The sequence below is a fragment of the Psychromonas sp. MB-3u-54 genome, assembly GCF_002836415.1.
In the GTDB taxonomy this organism is placed as follows: Bacteria; Pseudomonadota; Gammaproteobacteria; order Enterobacterales; family Psychromonadaceae; genus Psychromonas.
The window spans coordinates 41254-58814 of sequence record NZ_PJBP01000185.1; the positions used below are offsets into that span (position 1 = coordinate 41254).

Genomic DNA, 17561 nt, shown 5'->3' on the forward strand with positions numbered 1-17561 from the left:
TTATGAATATAAACAAAATATCTACTCAATCATGTCCAGGTATCTTTTTTTTTGCTTTGTTATTTCAAGCTCATGCCGCGGTATCAGCAACTGATGAGCAAAGCTCATTTGTGGAAATTGGAGCTGGTTATACGGTGAGTGACAACATTTATAAATCAGCCGATAGCAAAAAGACAGGCAGCTCAGCGACGGCTGATATGTCACTGGGCTACAAACAAACATTTACAACTACTGATATTGCACTTAATTATTACACCGAATATACGCAAGAAAATGAAAAGGCATTACAAAACGATAATTATTGGACGGGTAATGCATTAATTTCACAGCAAGTTTTCAATAAAAACCTACTTTTTAACCTTGAGCATACACGCCGGCGTTATCTTATCGATCCAAGCCAAGCTGATGATAATAATCAGAATGAAAATGATTTTTTGAAAGCTGGCTTGCAGTGGTCTATTCCTTATTCAAATAGAACTACCTTTATGCTTGGTGCAGATCACACAGAAACTTGGTTTGCGGGAAATAGTGCAACGAGTGACAGCAATAGCAATCAAGGACTGCTTAGCTGGCAATATGCTCTCAGTGAGAAGGCCCAAGTTGAGGTAAGCTATTCTGGCAGCGAAAAAAAGTTTGATAATTTTAATGAGAGATACAGACAAAAAAAACTAGACACAAAATTAACACGGAGTTATCTATTAGGAACCTACTCGCTGAATATAGGGGAAACATGGGTTGACAGTCGAAGTGAGCAAAATAATGGAGAACATTATGGATTCACTATTAATGCACAAATTAGAAAGCATTTATTTACTTTCAACTCATCTAAAACACTTACCGATTCATCTCGAGAGTTCGAAACAGCTGAGCCCATAGCCTTTGTGGAAAATACATTGTTTTGGTATACATATTTATCATTAGAACATCAATATATAATGCTGAATGATAACTTGGTAAGTAACCTACGTTTTGACTTCCAGCGTAGTGAACAATTGACCGCCATAGACGAGCTTGATGTTGAAGATAAATATGGCGCTTTCGGCGAACTGACATGGTCATTAACCGAAAGTTTAAGCTCTAGTTTATCGGTCAGTTATTACAGAACAAATCTAACCAGCAGTGCAATAAAAAAAGTGACTGAAGCAGAAGTCTCCGCAAAATATAATTTAACTCCATCACTGTATATAAAGCTTAGCGCCGCTTTTGAAAAACAAGACGATATGCAGAACACCTCTGGTTATAAAGAGCAATACTATACAAGCAGAATTGCATATAGATACTAACGAATTAATTTTTAAGGAATTATTTTGTCAATAAACGAGACCAAAACATTATTAATTGTTGAAGATGACATAGGACTGCAAACGCAGCTTAAATGGCACTTTTCTGATTACAGTGTTGTTGTCGCAGCAAGCTTGAAGAATGCAATTGCTGCTATTCGTTTACATGAACCACAAGTAATAGTGCAAGATTTAGGCTTACCCCCTGATCCTGATGGTGTGACAGAAGGTTTTTCTTTACTGCAGCAAGCCCTATCTATCAATCCACATATGAAGTTAATTGTGATGACTGGCAATGATTGTAATGAACATGCCTTAAAAGCGGTCAGCCTTGGTGCATATGATTTTTACAGTAAACCGGTAAATCCTGATACCTTGGCGCTTATCGTACAACGTGCATTTCATATGCACCAACTTGAAACCAAAAATAGAATTTTTAATTTCTCTACAAGCAGTCATCTTGAAGGGCTAATTACCGCAGATGAACGCATGTTAAAGGTTTGTAAACTAATCGAAAAAGTTGCCCCCACTAGCGCAGCTTGCTTACTTTTAGGTGAAAGTGGTACCGGTAAGGAGGTATTAGCAAAATCACTGCATGCATTAAGCGCACGTAATGAACATCCCTTTGTTGCCATTAACTGCGCAGCGCTACCTGAAAATTTATTTGAAAGTGAACTGTTTGGCTATGAAAAAGGTGCATATACAGGGGCTATAAAAAGTACACTGGGTAAATTAGAACTGGCAAATGGTGGAACAATATTTCTTGATGAAATAGGTGAAATGCCGATATTATTACAAGCCAAGTTACTGCGCTTCCTGCAAGAAAAAGTAATTGAACGTATTGGCGGTCGAAAGTTAATCCACCTGGACACCCGGATTATTTGCGCTACTAATAGAAATTTAGAAGAGATGATGGCTAGTGGTGAATTCCGCGAAGATCTCTATTACCGAATAGCAGAGATACAAATAGATATCCCTCCATTAAGAGAGCGAGGCTCCGATAAAGTCCTATTAGCACGCTATCTGCTTCAAAAGTACTCTCAAAAAGAAAACCTAAAAGTCACCGGCTTTACTGAACATGCCATTAATGCAATAGAAGCGTATTCATGGCCCGGTAATATCCGTGAACTTAGCAATAAAATAACACGTGCCGCAATTATGTGTGAACAAAAAAATATAACAGCAGAAGATATCGGATTAAAATCACCTGACAGCAGCCCACTTAGCTTAAAAATGATTAGAGAAAGTGCTGAAATAAACGCATTAAAAACAACACTTAATGCAACTGATAATAATATTTCAGCTGCAGCAAAATTACTTGGCATAACTAGACCCACACTCTATGACTTAATGAAAAAGCATCATTTAAATACAAATCCCCCCCTGTAATACTGGCTGTATATTAAAGCCGATTTGAATAGGTAAGATAAATATGAAATTAAAAGTGTTTAACCTTCAAATAAACAAAGCATTAACAATATCAATGCTTGCAGCAACTGTCTTTCTTTCTGCTTGCGGAGAATCAAAAGAGATACAGAAGAGCACAAACAAAGATGCCTACCTTGCACAGGGACAATCATATCTTGACGCATACCAATTTAAAGCTGCATATCGCGCTGCCAATGATGCGATTAAAATAGATCCAGACAGTATTGATGGTTATTTGATTATAGCAAAGATCAACCAGGAATCAGGACAACCATTAGAAAGTGTTAAATTGCTTGAATCTTTTCCAGGTATTAAAAATATTGAATATTATTTTGCACTGCTAGATGCTTATCAACAATCTGGAAAAACAGTCTCAGCTCAAAGCCTAATCGAGCAGCAGACAGAAATTTTACAAAGCAAACCTCAACGTTTGCAGTTTGTAAAAGCACAACAGTTACTTTTTAGTAATAATTTACAACAGGCAAAGATAGCCTTTACAGAATCATTAAAAAATCCAGATTATAAAATTGATAGCATGCTTGCACTTGCAAAAATTGAAGCTCTCTCAGACAATCATAGCTCAGCCTTGACTACTCTTGATGAAATTATTAAATTAGAACCAAACAACACCGAAGCACTCTTCCTTAAAAGTATGATTTACATTAAAAGCGAGGATCTTGCTAATGCCGAGAAGTCACTATCGGAAACTTTAGCCGTTCTCCCAACTAGCGACATTTTTACCTCTCAACGTATCCAGATTATTCAAAGCTTGGCGAATGTTCTAACCCAACAAGGCCGTAGTTCAGAAGCTCTGATATACACACGTATTCTATCTGAGGAATTTCCCGGAGCAGAGTCCGTTTCAATGCAGTATACACGAGCACTTGAACTATTTGAAAATCAACAGTTTGCAACAGCTAAAGAGTTATTATTAGAAATATTAGATAATAATCCCGGACACCAAAAATCAGCCACTTTATTAGCCTTGATTTTCTACAATGAAGGAAATCCTGAAAGTGCAGAAAAATACTTAGCCGATTTTATCGATCCGGAAATATCCCCAATTAAACTCACTGAGTTGTATATGGCCACTCAATTGCAGCAAAACAAAGCAGAGGAAGTCTTAAACTTACTCAAAAACATACCAGAAAAAAGCAGAAATGTTGATACTTGGGTGCTTTATGCAAATGCGGCAATACAACAGAAAGAGTTTGCAACAGCCAAAATGGCGATTGATAAAGCTAAATTATTAGCACCGCAATCAATTCGTCTCGCATTAACAGAAAGTTTTTATTATAACAGTTTACCTGAGCCGCAAGCAGAAAAAGCATTAGCCTTAATTTATGTTGTTTTGTCTTCTCATCCCGAAAATAATACATTACAGATGTTATATCTTCGTCAACTGCTTACTTTTAAAAAATTCACGGAAGCGGATAAGTATGTTACTAATTTAAAAAGCATGTATAGCGACAATACCGATACGCAATTAATTGTGGCAAACTACTATATTTATCAAAACAAATCAGTCGAAGCTAGAAAAATAATAGAAAAGATTCTGGCATTGGAAAACAACCATCTCCAAGCACTTTATAGTCTGGTCAAAATCAACCAAATCGAAAAAAATTGGCTAGCAACATTGGATAATTACAAACAAATCATCAGCTATTATCCGACGGAAATTACGCCTTATACCGGTATTGTTAACAGCTTGATAGAGCAGCAAAAAGATCCGTTAAAGGCGGCCAACTATCTACCCAAAAATCATGAAGCCAGCCTGTTAGCATTAACGCTGGCAAATTTAACCCTGCAACAGAATAAGCTTGACTTGGCAACGGGTTATGCGGAGGAAGCAGGGAATGAACTGCCGCAAAAATATCAAACAAGTCTTAATAAATTAACCGTACGACTTAATTTATTAAAGGCGAGTAAAGCTTTCGCAGAAAATGACTATTCGAAAGCCAAAGAAATACTGATCACAACACTTAAGCAAGAACCCGAAAATATTACGTTGTTAAGCTTGCTAACTGATATTGAAATCCGCTTAGCGCAATATATTGAAGCGGAAAAAACCACAGATAACATTGCCAAAATTTCACCAAAGAGCTCTTTAGCAACAAGATTGCATGCAGGCATATTCGTAGCACAAGAAAAGCCGCAACAAGCCATTAATTTATTAACGGCTTACTGGCAAAAAACAAAAGATGAACAACTTGCAGAGCAACTGTATCTATTGTTGGGAAATAATAATTCAGAAAAAGCGGCGGTTTTTCTTAGTGAATGGCAGCAAGCATTTCCCAAAAGCCTAGCGGCAATACGCTATCAAGCGATTAATTTGCAAAATAATGGCAACAAAGAGCAAGCTCTACAGGTCTATGATGCACAACTAAAACAAGCACCGAATGATGTTGTCAGCTTAAACAACGCCGCCTGGTTGTATTTTGAACAAGGCAACCCTATTGCCATCAGCTTAGCGGAGAAGGCATATAAATTAATGCCTGACAATGCTGCCATTTTAGATACTTACGGCTGGATTTTATATAAAAATGGAGAACGACAGCAGGGCAAACAGTTAATTGAAAAAGCCATACGATTATCTCCAGATGAGCCAGAGATTAAATCTCACTTATTGGAAATAAATAACCAATAAATGAAAACTTATGACAACTGGCCTTTTACGGTCAGTTGTCGATTTTACACTCTCGATTATATAATGCACAAAAAACTGCAACAAAGGCATATTATTTATAACAATACCTCTCCCACAATTCTCTCTGCTAATAGACAATACGACTTACTTATTTTTAACAATTATAAATCAACAAGTTAAATGTTAAACCTTGAATCTCTGAAGTCATTAATTGAAAGCATTAATAATGACATGTCGGAAAGATTTACACTCTTTTATTGTGAGAAATAGTCTGTTTTTTATAAAAAAATTAAAAAAATTAAAAAACAATAGCTTGCAATTTACTGAAAGAATAAAACCTTAATCAAAAATATAAAGCTGAAGAGCTTACTTAAACATGCCGACTTGGTTCATTAAAAACAATGATTAATGCATAAACTATCAAATAATACTGTCGGATAATTTTACACATTGAATACCAGAGCCCTTTGCTAAACAGCAACAAAAACATAATCACTTGATATTAAACTTCTTTTTTAACTTGGCACGTTGAATGCACTATTTAGCATGTGGAATCATCCATACTATTAAGGAGAATGAAAATGAAAAAATCTATATCGTTATTAGCTACTTCTATGGCTCTTTTACTCGCAACCGGCACAGCCTCTGCAAGGCTTATTGATGGAAGAATTGATTTCGTTGGTGCCGCTATGATCGTCACCAACAGTACTGAAGTCATTTCATTTGATTTTGATGGTACAACATTGGTTAGTAATTTTGATGGGTTAGTAACAGGTGATTTTGATGGGTTAGAGAGTACAGCAGCTCCATTTACAGACTTCAATGTTAGTGATACGGCACCAATCCCTTTATGGACGGCTGGTACATTTACTTTTAATATTACCAGTTTCACTAAAAACCAAGTTACAGGAGGTTATTTAGGTGATGCAGTAATTGGAGGTACCGGTATTATTAGTAGTACTGATATGAATTTAGACGATACTGCAGGCATATGGAAACTCACAGCACAGGGCAATAAAAATCTGGTATCTTTCTCATCAACAACGGTTCCTGCCCCCGCTGGTGCAGCGTTGTTAGGTTTGGGCTTACTCGGTTTTGGTTTCGCTCGTCGTAACAAAAAAGCATCATAAAACCTATCAAGTCAAATCATAGGTTACCCGTAAGCCCAAGATTAATAATTATAATCTTGGGCTTTTTTATATCTAAAAAACCTTCTATCCAAAGCTGGTCTACACTTATCCCGTCATATCGAATGCGCTACCATTATCTCTTTACATATTTAATCGGAATAAATTAATGGAAAATAACCAGATTCAGTTGCTGCTTAGCTTAGATTACGAAATTTTTTTCGGTGAAAATTGTGGTAGCGTTGAAAAGTGTATTATTGATCCGACCCAACAATTATTAATGCTACTCAATAAATACGACTATAAGGTTAGTTTATTTGTTGATGCGGGCTTTCTGGTTAAACTAAAAGAGTATGCCGCTAATTTCCCTGTTTTAGAGCGACAATACGCTGCCATTAAAAAGCAATTACAAGCACTCTCATCACAGGGCCATGATATACAACTGCATATTCACCCGCACTGGGAGGATAGCTTCTATGACGGCAATGCCTGGGTTATCAATACTCAGCGTTACCGCCTGCATGATTTTAGCCCGCAGGAAATTGATGAAATAGTAGCAAGTTATAAACAAGAGCTCGAATCATGCAGTGAACAAACAATATTCGCTTTTCGAGCTGGCGGCTGGTGTTTGCAACCCTTTGATAAAATCAAACAGGCACTGCAGGATAATAACATTTGGTTAGACAGCACCGTTTTTGCACAGGGACACTCCGATGATCCCACACGCTGGTTTAAGTTTAATCAGATACCTACTAAAGCACATTGGCACTTTGATGATGATCCTCTAACGGCATTACAAGATGGCTACTTTACGGAGATCCCTATCAGCGCAATTAAAACATCACCTTTGTTCTTTTGGAAGCTCGCACTGCGCAAAAAACTTTCCAGTCATCTATTCACCCCTTTTGGCGACGGGCAAGCGATGCTGGCCAGTCGAAGCTATTATATTGAACGTTTAACTAAAACAACCTATGGGCCAGTTATGCTTGATAGTTCAAAAGCCGGGCAGCTGGAAAAAGCATTTAAAGAGCATCTAAAACTTGCAGATAAAAACAGCATTTTTAATGTAATGGGGCATCCAAAAAGTTTATCCCCCTACTCACTGATAAAATTAGAAGATTTTATAAAAAAACATACAGAGTTAACCTCCATCACCTATCAAGATCTTAAACACCTTAAAAATGCATAAAGATAAGTGATTTTTCTAGTCACTTTAGATTTAGCTGATAATAGATCATCACTAGATGGATGTTCGAGAAAATAACATTCTGAACTTAACGTCATGCGAAATATTGGTTTCTGGTAAATTCTTTGTGCTGCTAAAGACTCTTTTTCCCAACAATCAACGGGATTCTCAACTTATCTGTCTGGCCGATTTACTCAATCTTATTTGGCCTAATACTAGGATCTGTTGACCTTTTGTGTGTATTTTTACAGCAATTTGTGGGTGATTTATACAAGGCAGAGCCTGCAACCTGTCGTGATTCTACATAAGTAGACGATAACGTATACGATCGTATCCACAAATGCTGCCCTTCGGGTTCATCTAAAAGCGTCCTGCGCTGCGTTGATCAAAGTTTACATAGAATAACTATGCTGCCCTCCTCATGCCTTGCTCAGAACACTTTCAGATTGAACAAAATTTGCACTCCAAAGGTCAACAGACCCTAGGTTTTATCGTAATAAAGCTATCTGTTACCCGATCGCACCGATACCATTCTTGACGTGCGCAACTACGGCAGCTGAATGTTACTTATTAAAGTTTATTGAATTGAAATGAACCTGTCCCCTCATGGAATGATGCATTAGCATCATTCCATGAGGATAAGTACAGGCTTGTGAAATCAGAAATATGAGTCCATATAAATCACCACTAACACCATCAATTTTATTGTTTAGCTAAGCCCACCCGCGCCTTTCACCGATTGTTCGCTATTTTCGACAAGAATCGCCGTCGCGGTTTGTTTCAAAGTACTCCACTGCGCATCCTCGATAAAAATACCGTTTTTCCAGGCACTATTCTGAGCTTGAGCAAACGTATTAGGATCAACATGCATACTGTAACCTTCAGACAGACGAGCCACATCGAAGTCACGAACAGAAAGTTCGATGCTCATATCGTGCAATCGTTGATCAGAATCATTAACCTCATCAGACAAAAACAATTCCGGTGTTATACGGCCACAGTTAAGCACATACAAAGTACGGTTAGGGGCGCTGCCATTATCCCATTTTGCCGTACAGGCGATGCCCTTAGCGGCCAATTTAACTAACTCACTATAAGCCAACCAACGGTTGTGGCAATTATTGATTTCAATCTTGAGAGACTTGAAACCGACCATTTTTTCAATTGCGTAATCCATGACAACGGGCAGGTAGCAAGCCAAGCTGCAGTTATGCAAATCAACTTCAATCGTATTTTCGCCGGTGACTTTAATGTCGGCAGGACAATCATTTTCTAACCCCATAAAGGCGCTGGCATTGTTGAAATGACGGACACCGTGCAAGCCCACTATTTGTAAATCTGCAACCATATTTGCGATGATATCGGCTTCACCACAGGAACGGCGCATACCAAGAAATGCTTTGTTTACAGCCGCTACTAACTCATTGTGAGAAACGATCATAACCCTTTACTCCCGAGCGGCTGCTCATTATTCAATAATTCATTGTGGTTAGGTAATAATGGAAAAAGCCAATCGTCTTTCGCTGTTTGAGCGTGAATTTCATCCAATAATGGTGCGCCCTGGAAGAATGTCACCCGCACCCAGCGATCCGAGCGCGGATCAAAGGTTGTCGCACCAAACATGGATAACTTACAGCGTAATAAATGCATTGGAAGCGACGCTTTATGCAACACGTTCATTTGAATATCGCCCATCGCTTTGTGACCCATAGTCCATACCCGCCGCGCTATGGTGCGATATTGCGGATATTGAACAAGGAATTCAACCAAGGATAATTCTGGCGCCTGTCCAAGTAGCGCATGGTATAAGCGATTAGCTTGACGACCTATATCTAAAAGTGATTCTCTGTCATCACCCGGCTCTTCTCCACGTACACCAAGTCTTGGTTCTTCTTTGTCTTGAGAGCGATACCAGAACCAGTACTGGTTTTCAGCCAGACTGAAATCGGTATTGATCGCCCAACGATAGTTTTTTTCCAGAGTCAGCAATAGATCCTGAATTTTTTTACCACTCGGCAGAGAGAGCGTTTCATCACAATTCATCTGTTCTTGATAAACATCCACCAATTCAGGATAAAGTTCCATCAAACACGCAGCCAGGATTTCCTGGGTTTCGAGACTCAGGTGTTGTGAGTGCACGAACAGATCTCTCCAACACTGACTTTGTTCCACTAAAGTTACTAAATTTTCGTGCAGATTTTTTAGCTCACCGACCGCAATGGCATTGAGTTTTTGTTGCGTTTCGTTGATAGTCATGACCTGTTCAAGGTGACGAATGGCTTTTTGCAGCAAAACTTGCAGCGGCGCTAATTTATCCACCTCAGTGGCACCGTCTAATACCGCGGCCAAGGCCGTTTCGCGAGTGGTCATCCATTGGTCAACGACGCACGGGTGATTGATAAGATAGGGTGCCATGCCCAGACCCGTTGCATTGCCGACGCCTAAATAGCGTTGCAGTTCACTGTGCAATTCCGTTGCTTGTTCACCGCCTCGCTGTATTGCCAGATAGTTTACCCAATCCAGGCTGAATGCTCTTAGCAGGTATACCGCACACATTTGCGCGCTGAACGACTGCTCGAAATCTGGATTTTTCTCTAGCAATTTGAAATCTGCTATACCAAATTTTCCATTGCCGTAAACCGCGGTTGTACGCAGTATATAACCGACATCAGCAAGATCTTTCGGGTTTGGTTGAACACCTTTCGCAAGGTGACTGACAATATGTTCAAACACGCGAACACTTTTGTTTGCTCTCGCCAATACTAAGACATTATTCGGATTACGCCCTGCTTCCTGCAAGGGAACATTAGATCTGAGCTTTTCAAGCAAACTCACATCAACATAGCCATACACAAGGGCAAAGGTGACATCCCATTTTTCAGCAATAACGCGATCATTGCGCTCATTGTCGGCTATTTGGTCACAAAAAACGACTAAGTGATAAACGTGATGAGGTGTCGCTAATTTGTAAATTACATGGCCAAAACCTTGCGGACAAAGTTGCCATTCCTGCTTGCTGACTTTCCATTGCTGTTGTGCCATTTTACGAATTAACGTTCGGACAAAGCTGATTCTAGTCTGGTGCATAGCTCCCAGCCTTTCCGGCGCCATGACAACATCTGCATTTCGCAGTGTTGCTTCAGTGCGGGTAGCACGATCTGCATCCATATTCCTCACCACCATTTTAGTTATTAAAGTATTTGATCTTCCAGTTAGGGCGAGCGAACTCGCCCTCTGAGCATCTCCTCGACTGATGTATCAACACCAATTCGATTTAATTCGTTTTATAGCCCTTGATCTTTCGCCATCTGGATCGCGATTTGCGGCGCGTTCCAGAGTGACGGCAGTAAGATGATAGAAACGGGTACAGCGGTGATAACAATAAATGATTGCAACGCAGAGATCCCGCCAGAACCAAGGGAAATCAGTATCAAAGCAGTTACCCCCATCATAACCCCCCAAAATATTCGAATCATTGCATTTGGTTCAGTTTCACCACTAATAACCACACTGATGGTGTAAGTCATAGAGTCACCTGTTGTCACGATGAAGATAGTGGTCAGGATCAGAAACAAGATTGAAACGAGCATGGGCAGTGGCAGCTGCTGAGTCACGGCCAGCAGTGCCCCTGGTAAGTTGAAACCTTCAAAGGCGCTACTTACACTGCCCGGATCCGCAATTTCAAATGCTAAACCAGATCCCCCGACTATGGTAAACCAGAAGCAGGTCACAAGGGGTGCTATCAAACTGATGGTTGATACCAATTGGCGAATGCTGCGGCCACGAGAGATACGGGCAATAAAGATAGCCATCATTGGACCGTAACCAAGAAACCAACCCCAGAAGAATACCGTCCACCAGCTCAACCAACCTTCATCTCCACGATAAGTCGCCATTGGAATGAAGTTATCCAACATGCTGCCTACGCCTTGAATATAACCGTTAAAGATAAAATTCGTTGGCCCAAAGATCAGAATATAAACCATCAATACCATCGCTAAAATCACGTTATAACGGCTTAGCATCTGCATGCCGCGGTTCAAACCACTCAGTGCCGATAAGGTATACAGTACAATTGCAAAAAGGATGATGATTAATTGAGTAGTAAAGCCATCTGGGATATCAAAAAGAGCATTTAATGCGTAGCTAACTTGTAAGCCTAAGAAGCCGATTGGGCCGATTGTGCCCGCGGCGACAGCAACGATACAACATGCATCAATTAACGCACCAGTATGACCTTTAAGCACCCGCTCGCCAAAGACTGGGTAGAGTAAAATGCGCGGCTTTAGGGGCAGTCCTTTGTCATAATGTAAATGCATTACTACAATTGCTGTTAAGCTGCCAACGATTGACCAAGCCAAAAATCCCCAGTGCATAAATGATTGTGATAGCGCATTCACCGCGCCTTGCTGGGCATTCAGCTGAGGGCCATAAAGCGGAGGAGGACTCACAAAATGCGCGATTGGCTCCGCTGCTGCCCAAAATACACCACCACCCGCAAGTAATGTACAGAAGATAATAGCCATCCAACGAAACGCATCCATTTCAGGTTTGGCGATACCACCAAGAATAACTTTTCCTGTTCGTCCTGCAGCCAGCGCAATACCGATAATAAAAGTCAGCAATAGAAGTAATTGCCAATAAGGACCAAACACTTTTACTGCCCAAGAGAAGCCAGTATTCACCAGGCTCGACAGCAGCTCAGCATCGTACAGTGCGAGAAGAACGAACAGGGCGATAAATCCGCCGCTGTACCAAAAAGCAGGATTACCCAAGCCAAGTTTATCAGCAACACTTGTGCTGTTACTTGTACCTGAATGTTGTACAGTATTCATTCCTGCCGCTTCAAAGCTAGAAGCTTTCACTTTATTAATTAAATCAGACATATTCTGACTCCAGTGGTTCTTTGCAGCTGCCATATAGATGATGACTACAAGAGGGTTATTTAACAGCTGTCTATTACTTTCATATCGGGCAAGCTGTTCCGTGTTTGAACTACTACGTTACGAAATAGGCTCTAATCCCTGTTTTAGAAAGTTAAACCAGTTCTCACCCAGTATTTTCCCCGTCTCAGATTCACTGAATCCGTGACGCATTAATCCGTTGTAAATATTCTCCATGCCAGAGCTTCCGCAAAACCAGGGAAGCGCGTCCGGCCATGAAGAATTACTTGCTGAACCTTCTCCGTAATCCATTGATTTTGACCAGCGTCCATTACGCATCCACTGCAACACTTCTTGGGGTTGATTCAGGCACAAATCACTGCCAATACCCAAGTGTTCAACGCCGACCATATCGGCCGTTGTTGCCACCATTTTACAGAAATCTTCTAACGTACATTGACTGCCATTTGGCAAGTGAAATGGATATAAGCTAAAACCAATTAAACCACCACGCGCCGTCAGCGCTTTAATCACATCATTAGATTTATTACGCAGTGCATCGTGTGCAAATATTGGATTCGCGTGGCTGATACAGATTGGCCGCGTAGACAAATCAATCGCCTCAAGTGTTGAACGTTCAGCACTGTGCGACATATCAATAATCATGCCCACGCGATTCATCTCTGCTATCGCCTGCTTACCAAAACGCGTGATCCCGGTATCGTACTGTTCATAGCAGCCCGTCGCCAGCAAACTTTGGTTGTTGTAAGTGAGCTGCATGATCAGCAGACCCTGTTTACGCATCACTTCAATCAAACCAATTTCATCGTCGATGGGAGAACAGTTTTGAGCACCAAAGTAAATCCCAACTTTACCTAAAGACTTCGCTTTTTCTACATCTGCCATCGACAGAACAGGCATAATCAAGTCTGAATTTTGCTCGAATCGGAGGTTCCACTGTGCAAAACGAGTCAGTGTTTCACGTGCGTTTTCGTGATAAACCATGGTCGCATGGACAGCGGTAATACCACTGGCTTGAAGCGTTTTAAAATACTCCCTATCCCAATTGCAGTACTGCAATCCATCAATCACAATGCGTTTTTGGTACATAACTACTCCTTAATAAAATTCGTCGTGTTACTGAAAATCTGCTGACAGAAAACGTTTAATAAGGACGTTGGTAAGCTGTTTTCACTATGGTGTAGAATTCTTTTGCGTATTGGCCTTGTTCGCGAGGACCAAAGCTTGATTCTTTACGGCCACCAAATGGGACGTGATAATCAGTGCCCGCCGTTCCCAAGTTGACCATTACGCAGCCGCTTTGAGCTTGCTGCTTGAACATTGCGCTACTACGCAGACTTTGCGTAATAATACCGCTGGTCAGGCCAAAGCGAGTGTCATTCGTCGTAGCAATGGCTTCTTCCAGATTTGCCACACGAATAACGCTAGTCAGCGGAGCAAACACTTCTTCTTGATTGACTTCCCAGCTGTTTTTTGTATTGACAAATAAGGTTGGCGACATGTAGTAACCCTCGTGTTCCAGGTTCAAACGTTCCCCGCCAAAGGCTAGCTCTGCACCGCTTTGACGCGCTTTATCAATCCAAGAAAAGTTCGATTCCAGTTGTTTACTATCAACCACAGGTCCCATGAACACGCCTTCTTTTAGCGCGTGACCAACGCTAAGAGAACCCATGCGATTGATCAGCGCGTCCACGAAAGCATCGTGAATGCCATCCATTACCACTAAACGCGATGAAGCCGTACACTTTTGACCAGAACTCGAGAATGAACCTGCTATAGCCGCTTCAACTGCAGTTTCAATATCCGCATCGTCGGCGATAACCAATGCGTTTTTACTGCCCATCTCAAGCTGGCAACGCACGAAGTTTGGCGCAGTCGCGGTAGCCACTTTACGGCCTGTATCGACAGAGCCGGTAAAGCTCACGCCATTAATCTCTTTCGAGTTGATCAGCGTGTCACCCACCACGGAGCCGCTACCTAAAAGCAGATTAAAGGTCCCGGCGGGAATGCCCTGGCGGTGAATAATTTCAGTTAGCGCAACCGCACTGGCCGGTGTCAGGTTGGCCGGTTTCCAGATAACGCTGTTACCAAAGGCAAGCGCGGGTGCAATTTTCCAAGCAGCCGTGGCAGTCGGGAAGTTCCAGGGTGAAATAATCGCGATGACCCCTACCGCTTCACGAGTCACTTCCACTGAAACGCCGGGTCGCACTGAAGCTGCAGTATCGCCAATTTGACGAAGCACTTCTGCTGCAAAATATTGGAAGAATTGACCGGCACGATAAATCTCGCCCCGGCCTTCTGCAAAGGGTTTACCTTCTTCACGCGAAAGCAGCCGGCCTAATTCATCACAGCGCGCAATCAGTTCATCACCTATCGCTTGTAATACTGTTTGCTTACGCTCAAGGGGTGTTTTTTCCCATTCTGGTTGTGCGTATTTAGCCGCTGAAATAGCTTGCTGAACTTGCGTCTCACTTGCCTGAGCGAAATCCCCCAGACTTTCTGAAATGTCTGATGGGTTGATATTAGCGACGGTGCTAATGCCCGATTGCCATTGACCCGCAATATAAAGTGATTTTTCTGTTGGAACATTCTGTGCTTGAGTCATTATTTTGTCCTTGTAGTGGGCTAGCTGCCTTTAAGTCTTCCAGCCCGTTAAGTAAATAAGAGAACGATTGGAACTGTTTTAATTTTATTAATTTATTAGCTCTTCAGGCGAGACCGCAGCGTAAACCACAAATTCCACCAGCATTTCTTCGCGAGCTAGCCCTGCAACCACTACAGCTGCACGGTTTGGGTAAGGGACCTTGAAATATTCCGCATAAACGCTGTTCACGGTTTTCAGGTATTCACGGTCAGTCACGTAAATCATTACTTGAAGCACTGAGTCCAACGATTCACCGGCACATTCCAAGGTATGAACAAGGTTGCTGAAGATTTTTCGAGTTTGAGCTTCTATTCCACCCGCGACTACCGCACCCGTATCATCGATGGGAATTTGCGCAGTATAGAGAGTACCGTTATTGACAATCGCCCATTCAAGTGGTGCTTTTGAGGCGAAAAGAGACGTTTTAACCGGGTATTTTTTATTGTTAGTATGCATGTTTTAATCCAACTATTTAACAGCTACTTAACAGCTGTGCAACAAGATGGCTGTAGATTACTCTTTGACTAGTGATAAATGAAACGGTAAAATTCTTTCATTTGATAAGTAAAAGTTATCAGGCTATTGAGATCAGGGTAAATAATGGGCTCACAAGGAATCGCATCCATGAATATTAAACTCCAACAATTAAATCATTTTGTGATGGTGGTCGAAGAAGGCGGCTTTCGAGCCGCTTCAAATCGAGCAAACCGCTCTCAAGCAGCACTTTCTACGTCAATAAAAGAGCTTGAAAAAATACTCGGCCAACCCCTTTTCGAATCAGGAAACAAATTGACACTCACCCCCTTTGGCAAAATATGCTTACCAAAAATAATGCAGTTTCTGAATGCTTATAGTGCATTAGATAATGACTTGCGCGCGGCAGCTGCCGGACAACAGGGAAGGGTCAGGATAGCCAGTGTCCCTTCCGTAGCAGCCAAACTTATTCCCAGTGTACTAGCCGCATTTTGTGAAAAGTATCCCAAGGTGGAAGTGAGCTTAGTTGACGATAATGCAGCGGGGGTCGAAGCGCGACTGCTGGCAGGTGAAGTGGATTTAGCGCTCGGAAATAGCTCTAACATCGAAGACGATACGCTAGACTTTACGCCACTGCTCACGGATCCTATTGGGGTAGTGTGTTTACGGGATAACCCGATCGCTGCGCATTCAGAAGGGATCAAATGGCAAGCATTGTTAAAACAACCCTTTATTAGAAACGGCACCTGCACGTTATTAGATCCAACACCAGCACGTGTCCTTAGCCAAAAAGCGCTTTACTCGATAGAGAATATCACTTCGCTCTTTTCGGTATTAGAATTGGGCATCGGCATCACCACGCTACCCAAACTCGCTTTCCCGACTAATGAGACCCGGTTGATTTGGATCCCTTTGACCGATCCGCCACTCAAACGCCAAATTGGGATTTTCAAATTGGCAGATCGGACCATCTCTCCACAAGCACAAAGCTTTCTCGATTTGTGTATTCAATACCTCAACTACACTGACGAATCCGATTAATGTTTATTTTTCAGAGAAGCGAGCCTAGTGCGAAAGGTGGGCGATCCATTGTTTTTTATTTAGGCAGTTGAATTGATAATAAGTAAATGGTCTAAATTTGCACGGGGAAAATATAATGGGTAGTCATCATCCTTGCAAGTGTACTTGGTACTACACCAAACAGACGCGCATCATCCCGACGCACTCACTATCAAAATGTGAAGACAGTTCTTGGTAATTACTACTGGGATGGCGTTGAGTCATACAACCCGGCTAAAGACCCATTTTTTAAACGTTTGATTACTATTCTGAACAATGGTCGTTCTAACTCTTAATTGGATAAGCAGGTCTGTAGTGGCGATTAATGTCGGTCACCAACGTGTGGCTTTAAAGTAGGTTTGAGGCAGGTAGTTTATTTACTCAAATATTGCGCTGTAATCTAATTGGACTAGCTCTGCTTAGGGAAAAGTGATTGGGCGATTAATCCCCAAAAGTAACCTCATTTCAAAATACCGTGATGTGAAAGTTAACTCAACGATCCTATGCAATGTTTGTCCGCTCCTGCTGCTACATTTAAAATATCAGGTTTTTATAAGATAGTTCGCCATCCTATTCAGACCGGGATACTTATTGGAGTGTGGGCCGTACCAGTATCAACCGCCAGTCACTTAGATTACATGCCGCGGGTTAAAAGCGTGATCCCATTTATTGTCTAGCGGTAAAAAAAGCGCACAGTGAAACAGTGATATAAGCATCGATTCACTTTATTGATATTAATATTACCCCGCAGGTGCTTGACAGTATTCGATCTGCAAAGCAAAAAATTAATACCTGTACTTGGAATATTTCTT

12 protein-coding genes are annotated in these 17561 nt (G+C 41.3%); 6 read left to right on the top strand and 6 right to left on the bottom strand.

Annotated features, from left to right (window positions below; genetic code table 11):
• Positions 1-2 precede the first annotated feature (2 nt).
• From CXF72_RS18780 to CXF72_RS18800, 5 genes are all read left to right on the top strand, one after another.
• A complete protein-coding gene (locus tag CXF72_RS18780) occupies positions 3-1283 on the top strand; it encodes a hypothetical protein (RefSeq protein WP_101041316.1) in 1281 nt (426 codons plus the stop codon).
• Between the two features lie 24 nt (positions 1284-1307).
• The gene (gene prsR, locus CXF72_RS18785) at positions 1308-2669 is read left to right on the top strand and encodes a PEP-CTERM-box response regulator transcription factor (protein ID WP_101041317.1); all 1362 of its coding nucleotides are present in this window, start codon (positions 1308-1310) and stop codon (positions 2667-2669) included.
• Positions 2670-2712: 43 nt separating this feature from the next.
• Positions 2713-5355, top strand: a complete 2643-nt coding sequence (locus tag CXF72_RS18790) for a tetratricopeptide repeat protein (RefSeq protein WP_101041318.1) — start codon at positions 2713-2715, stop codon at positions 5353-5355.
• 581 nt (positions 5356-5936) lie between these two features.
• Entirely contained in the window at positions 5937-6485 is a 549-nt protein-coding gene (locus CXF72_RS18795) for a PEP-CTERM sorting domain-containing protein (RefSeq protein WP_101041319.1), read from the top strand.
• A gap of 166 nt (positions 6486-6651) precedes the next feature.
• Positions 6652-7671 (top strand): hypothetical protein, encoded by a 1020-nt coding sequence (locus CXF72_RS18800; RefSeq protein ID WP_101041320.1) that lies wholly within the window; start codon positions 6652-6654, stop codon positions 7669-7671.
• Positions 7672-8377: 706 nt separating this feature from the next.
• On the opposite strand, the gene CXF72_RS18810 is transcribed toward CXF72_RS18800, so the two are convergent.
• The 6 genes from CXF72_RS18810 to CXF72_RS18835 form a co-directional block, all read right to left on the bottom strand.
• Positions 8378-9109: a DUF3726 domain-containing protein gene (locus tag CXF72_RS18810; RefSeq protein ID WP_101041321.1), complete on the bottom strand. Its 732-nt coding sequence runs from the start codon at positions 9107-9109 to the stop codon at positions 8378-8380.
• Positions 9106-10836 carry a hypothetical protein gene (locus CXF72_RS18815; protein WP_101041322.1) on the bottom strand — a complete coding sequence of 577 codons (1731 nt, stop codon included), beginning with the start codon at positions 10834-10836 and terminating at the stop codon, positions 9106-9108. The genes CXF72_RS18810 and CXF72_RS18815 overlap by 4 nt, the downstream gene beginning before the upstream one ends.
• A 116-nt stretch (positions 10837-10952) precedes the next feature.
• Positions 10953-12554 carry a BCCT family transporter gene (locus CXF72_RS18820; RefSeq protein WP_101041323.1) on the bottom strand — a complete coding sequence of 534 codons (1602 nt, stop codon included), beginning with the start codon at positions 12552-12554 and terminating at the stop codon, positions 10953-10955.
• A 117-nt stretch (positions 12555-12671) separates the two neighbouring features.
• A complete protein-coding gene (locus CXF72_RS18825; RefSeq protein WP_101041324.1) occupies positions 12672-13661 on the bottom strand; it encodes a membrane dipeptidase in 990 nt (329 codons plus the stop codon).
• 55 nt (positions 13662-13716) lie between these two features.
• A complete protein-coding gene (locus CXF72_RS18830; RefSeq protein WP_101041325.1) occupies positions 13717-15177 on the bottom strand; it encodes an aldehyde dehydrogenase family protein in 1461 nt (486 codons plus the stop codon).
• A gap of 87 nt (positions 15178-15264) precedes the next feature.
• The gene (locus tag CXF72_RS18835; RefSeq protein ID WP_101041326.1) at positions 15265-15672 is read right to left on the bottom strand and encodes a RidA family protein; all 408 of its coding nucleotides are present in this window, start codon (positions 15670-15672) and stop codon (positions 15265-15267) included.
• A gap of 168 nt (positions 15673-15840) precedes the next feature.
• Here CXF72_RS18835 and CXF72_RS18840 point away from each other — a divergent pair, with 168 nt between their 5' ends.
• Positions 15841-16731: a LysR family transcriptional regulator gene (locus tag CXF72_RS18840; RefSeq protein WP_101041327.1), complete on the top strand. Its 891-nt coding sequence runs from the start codon at positions 15841-15843 to the stop codon at positions 16729-16731.
• Positions 16732-17561: the final 830 nt, after the last annotated feature.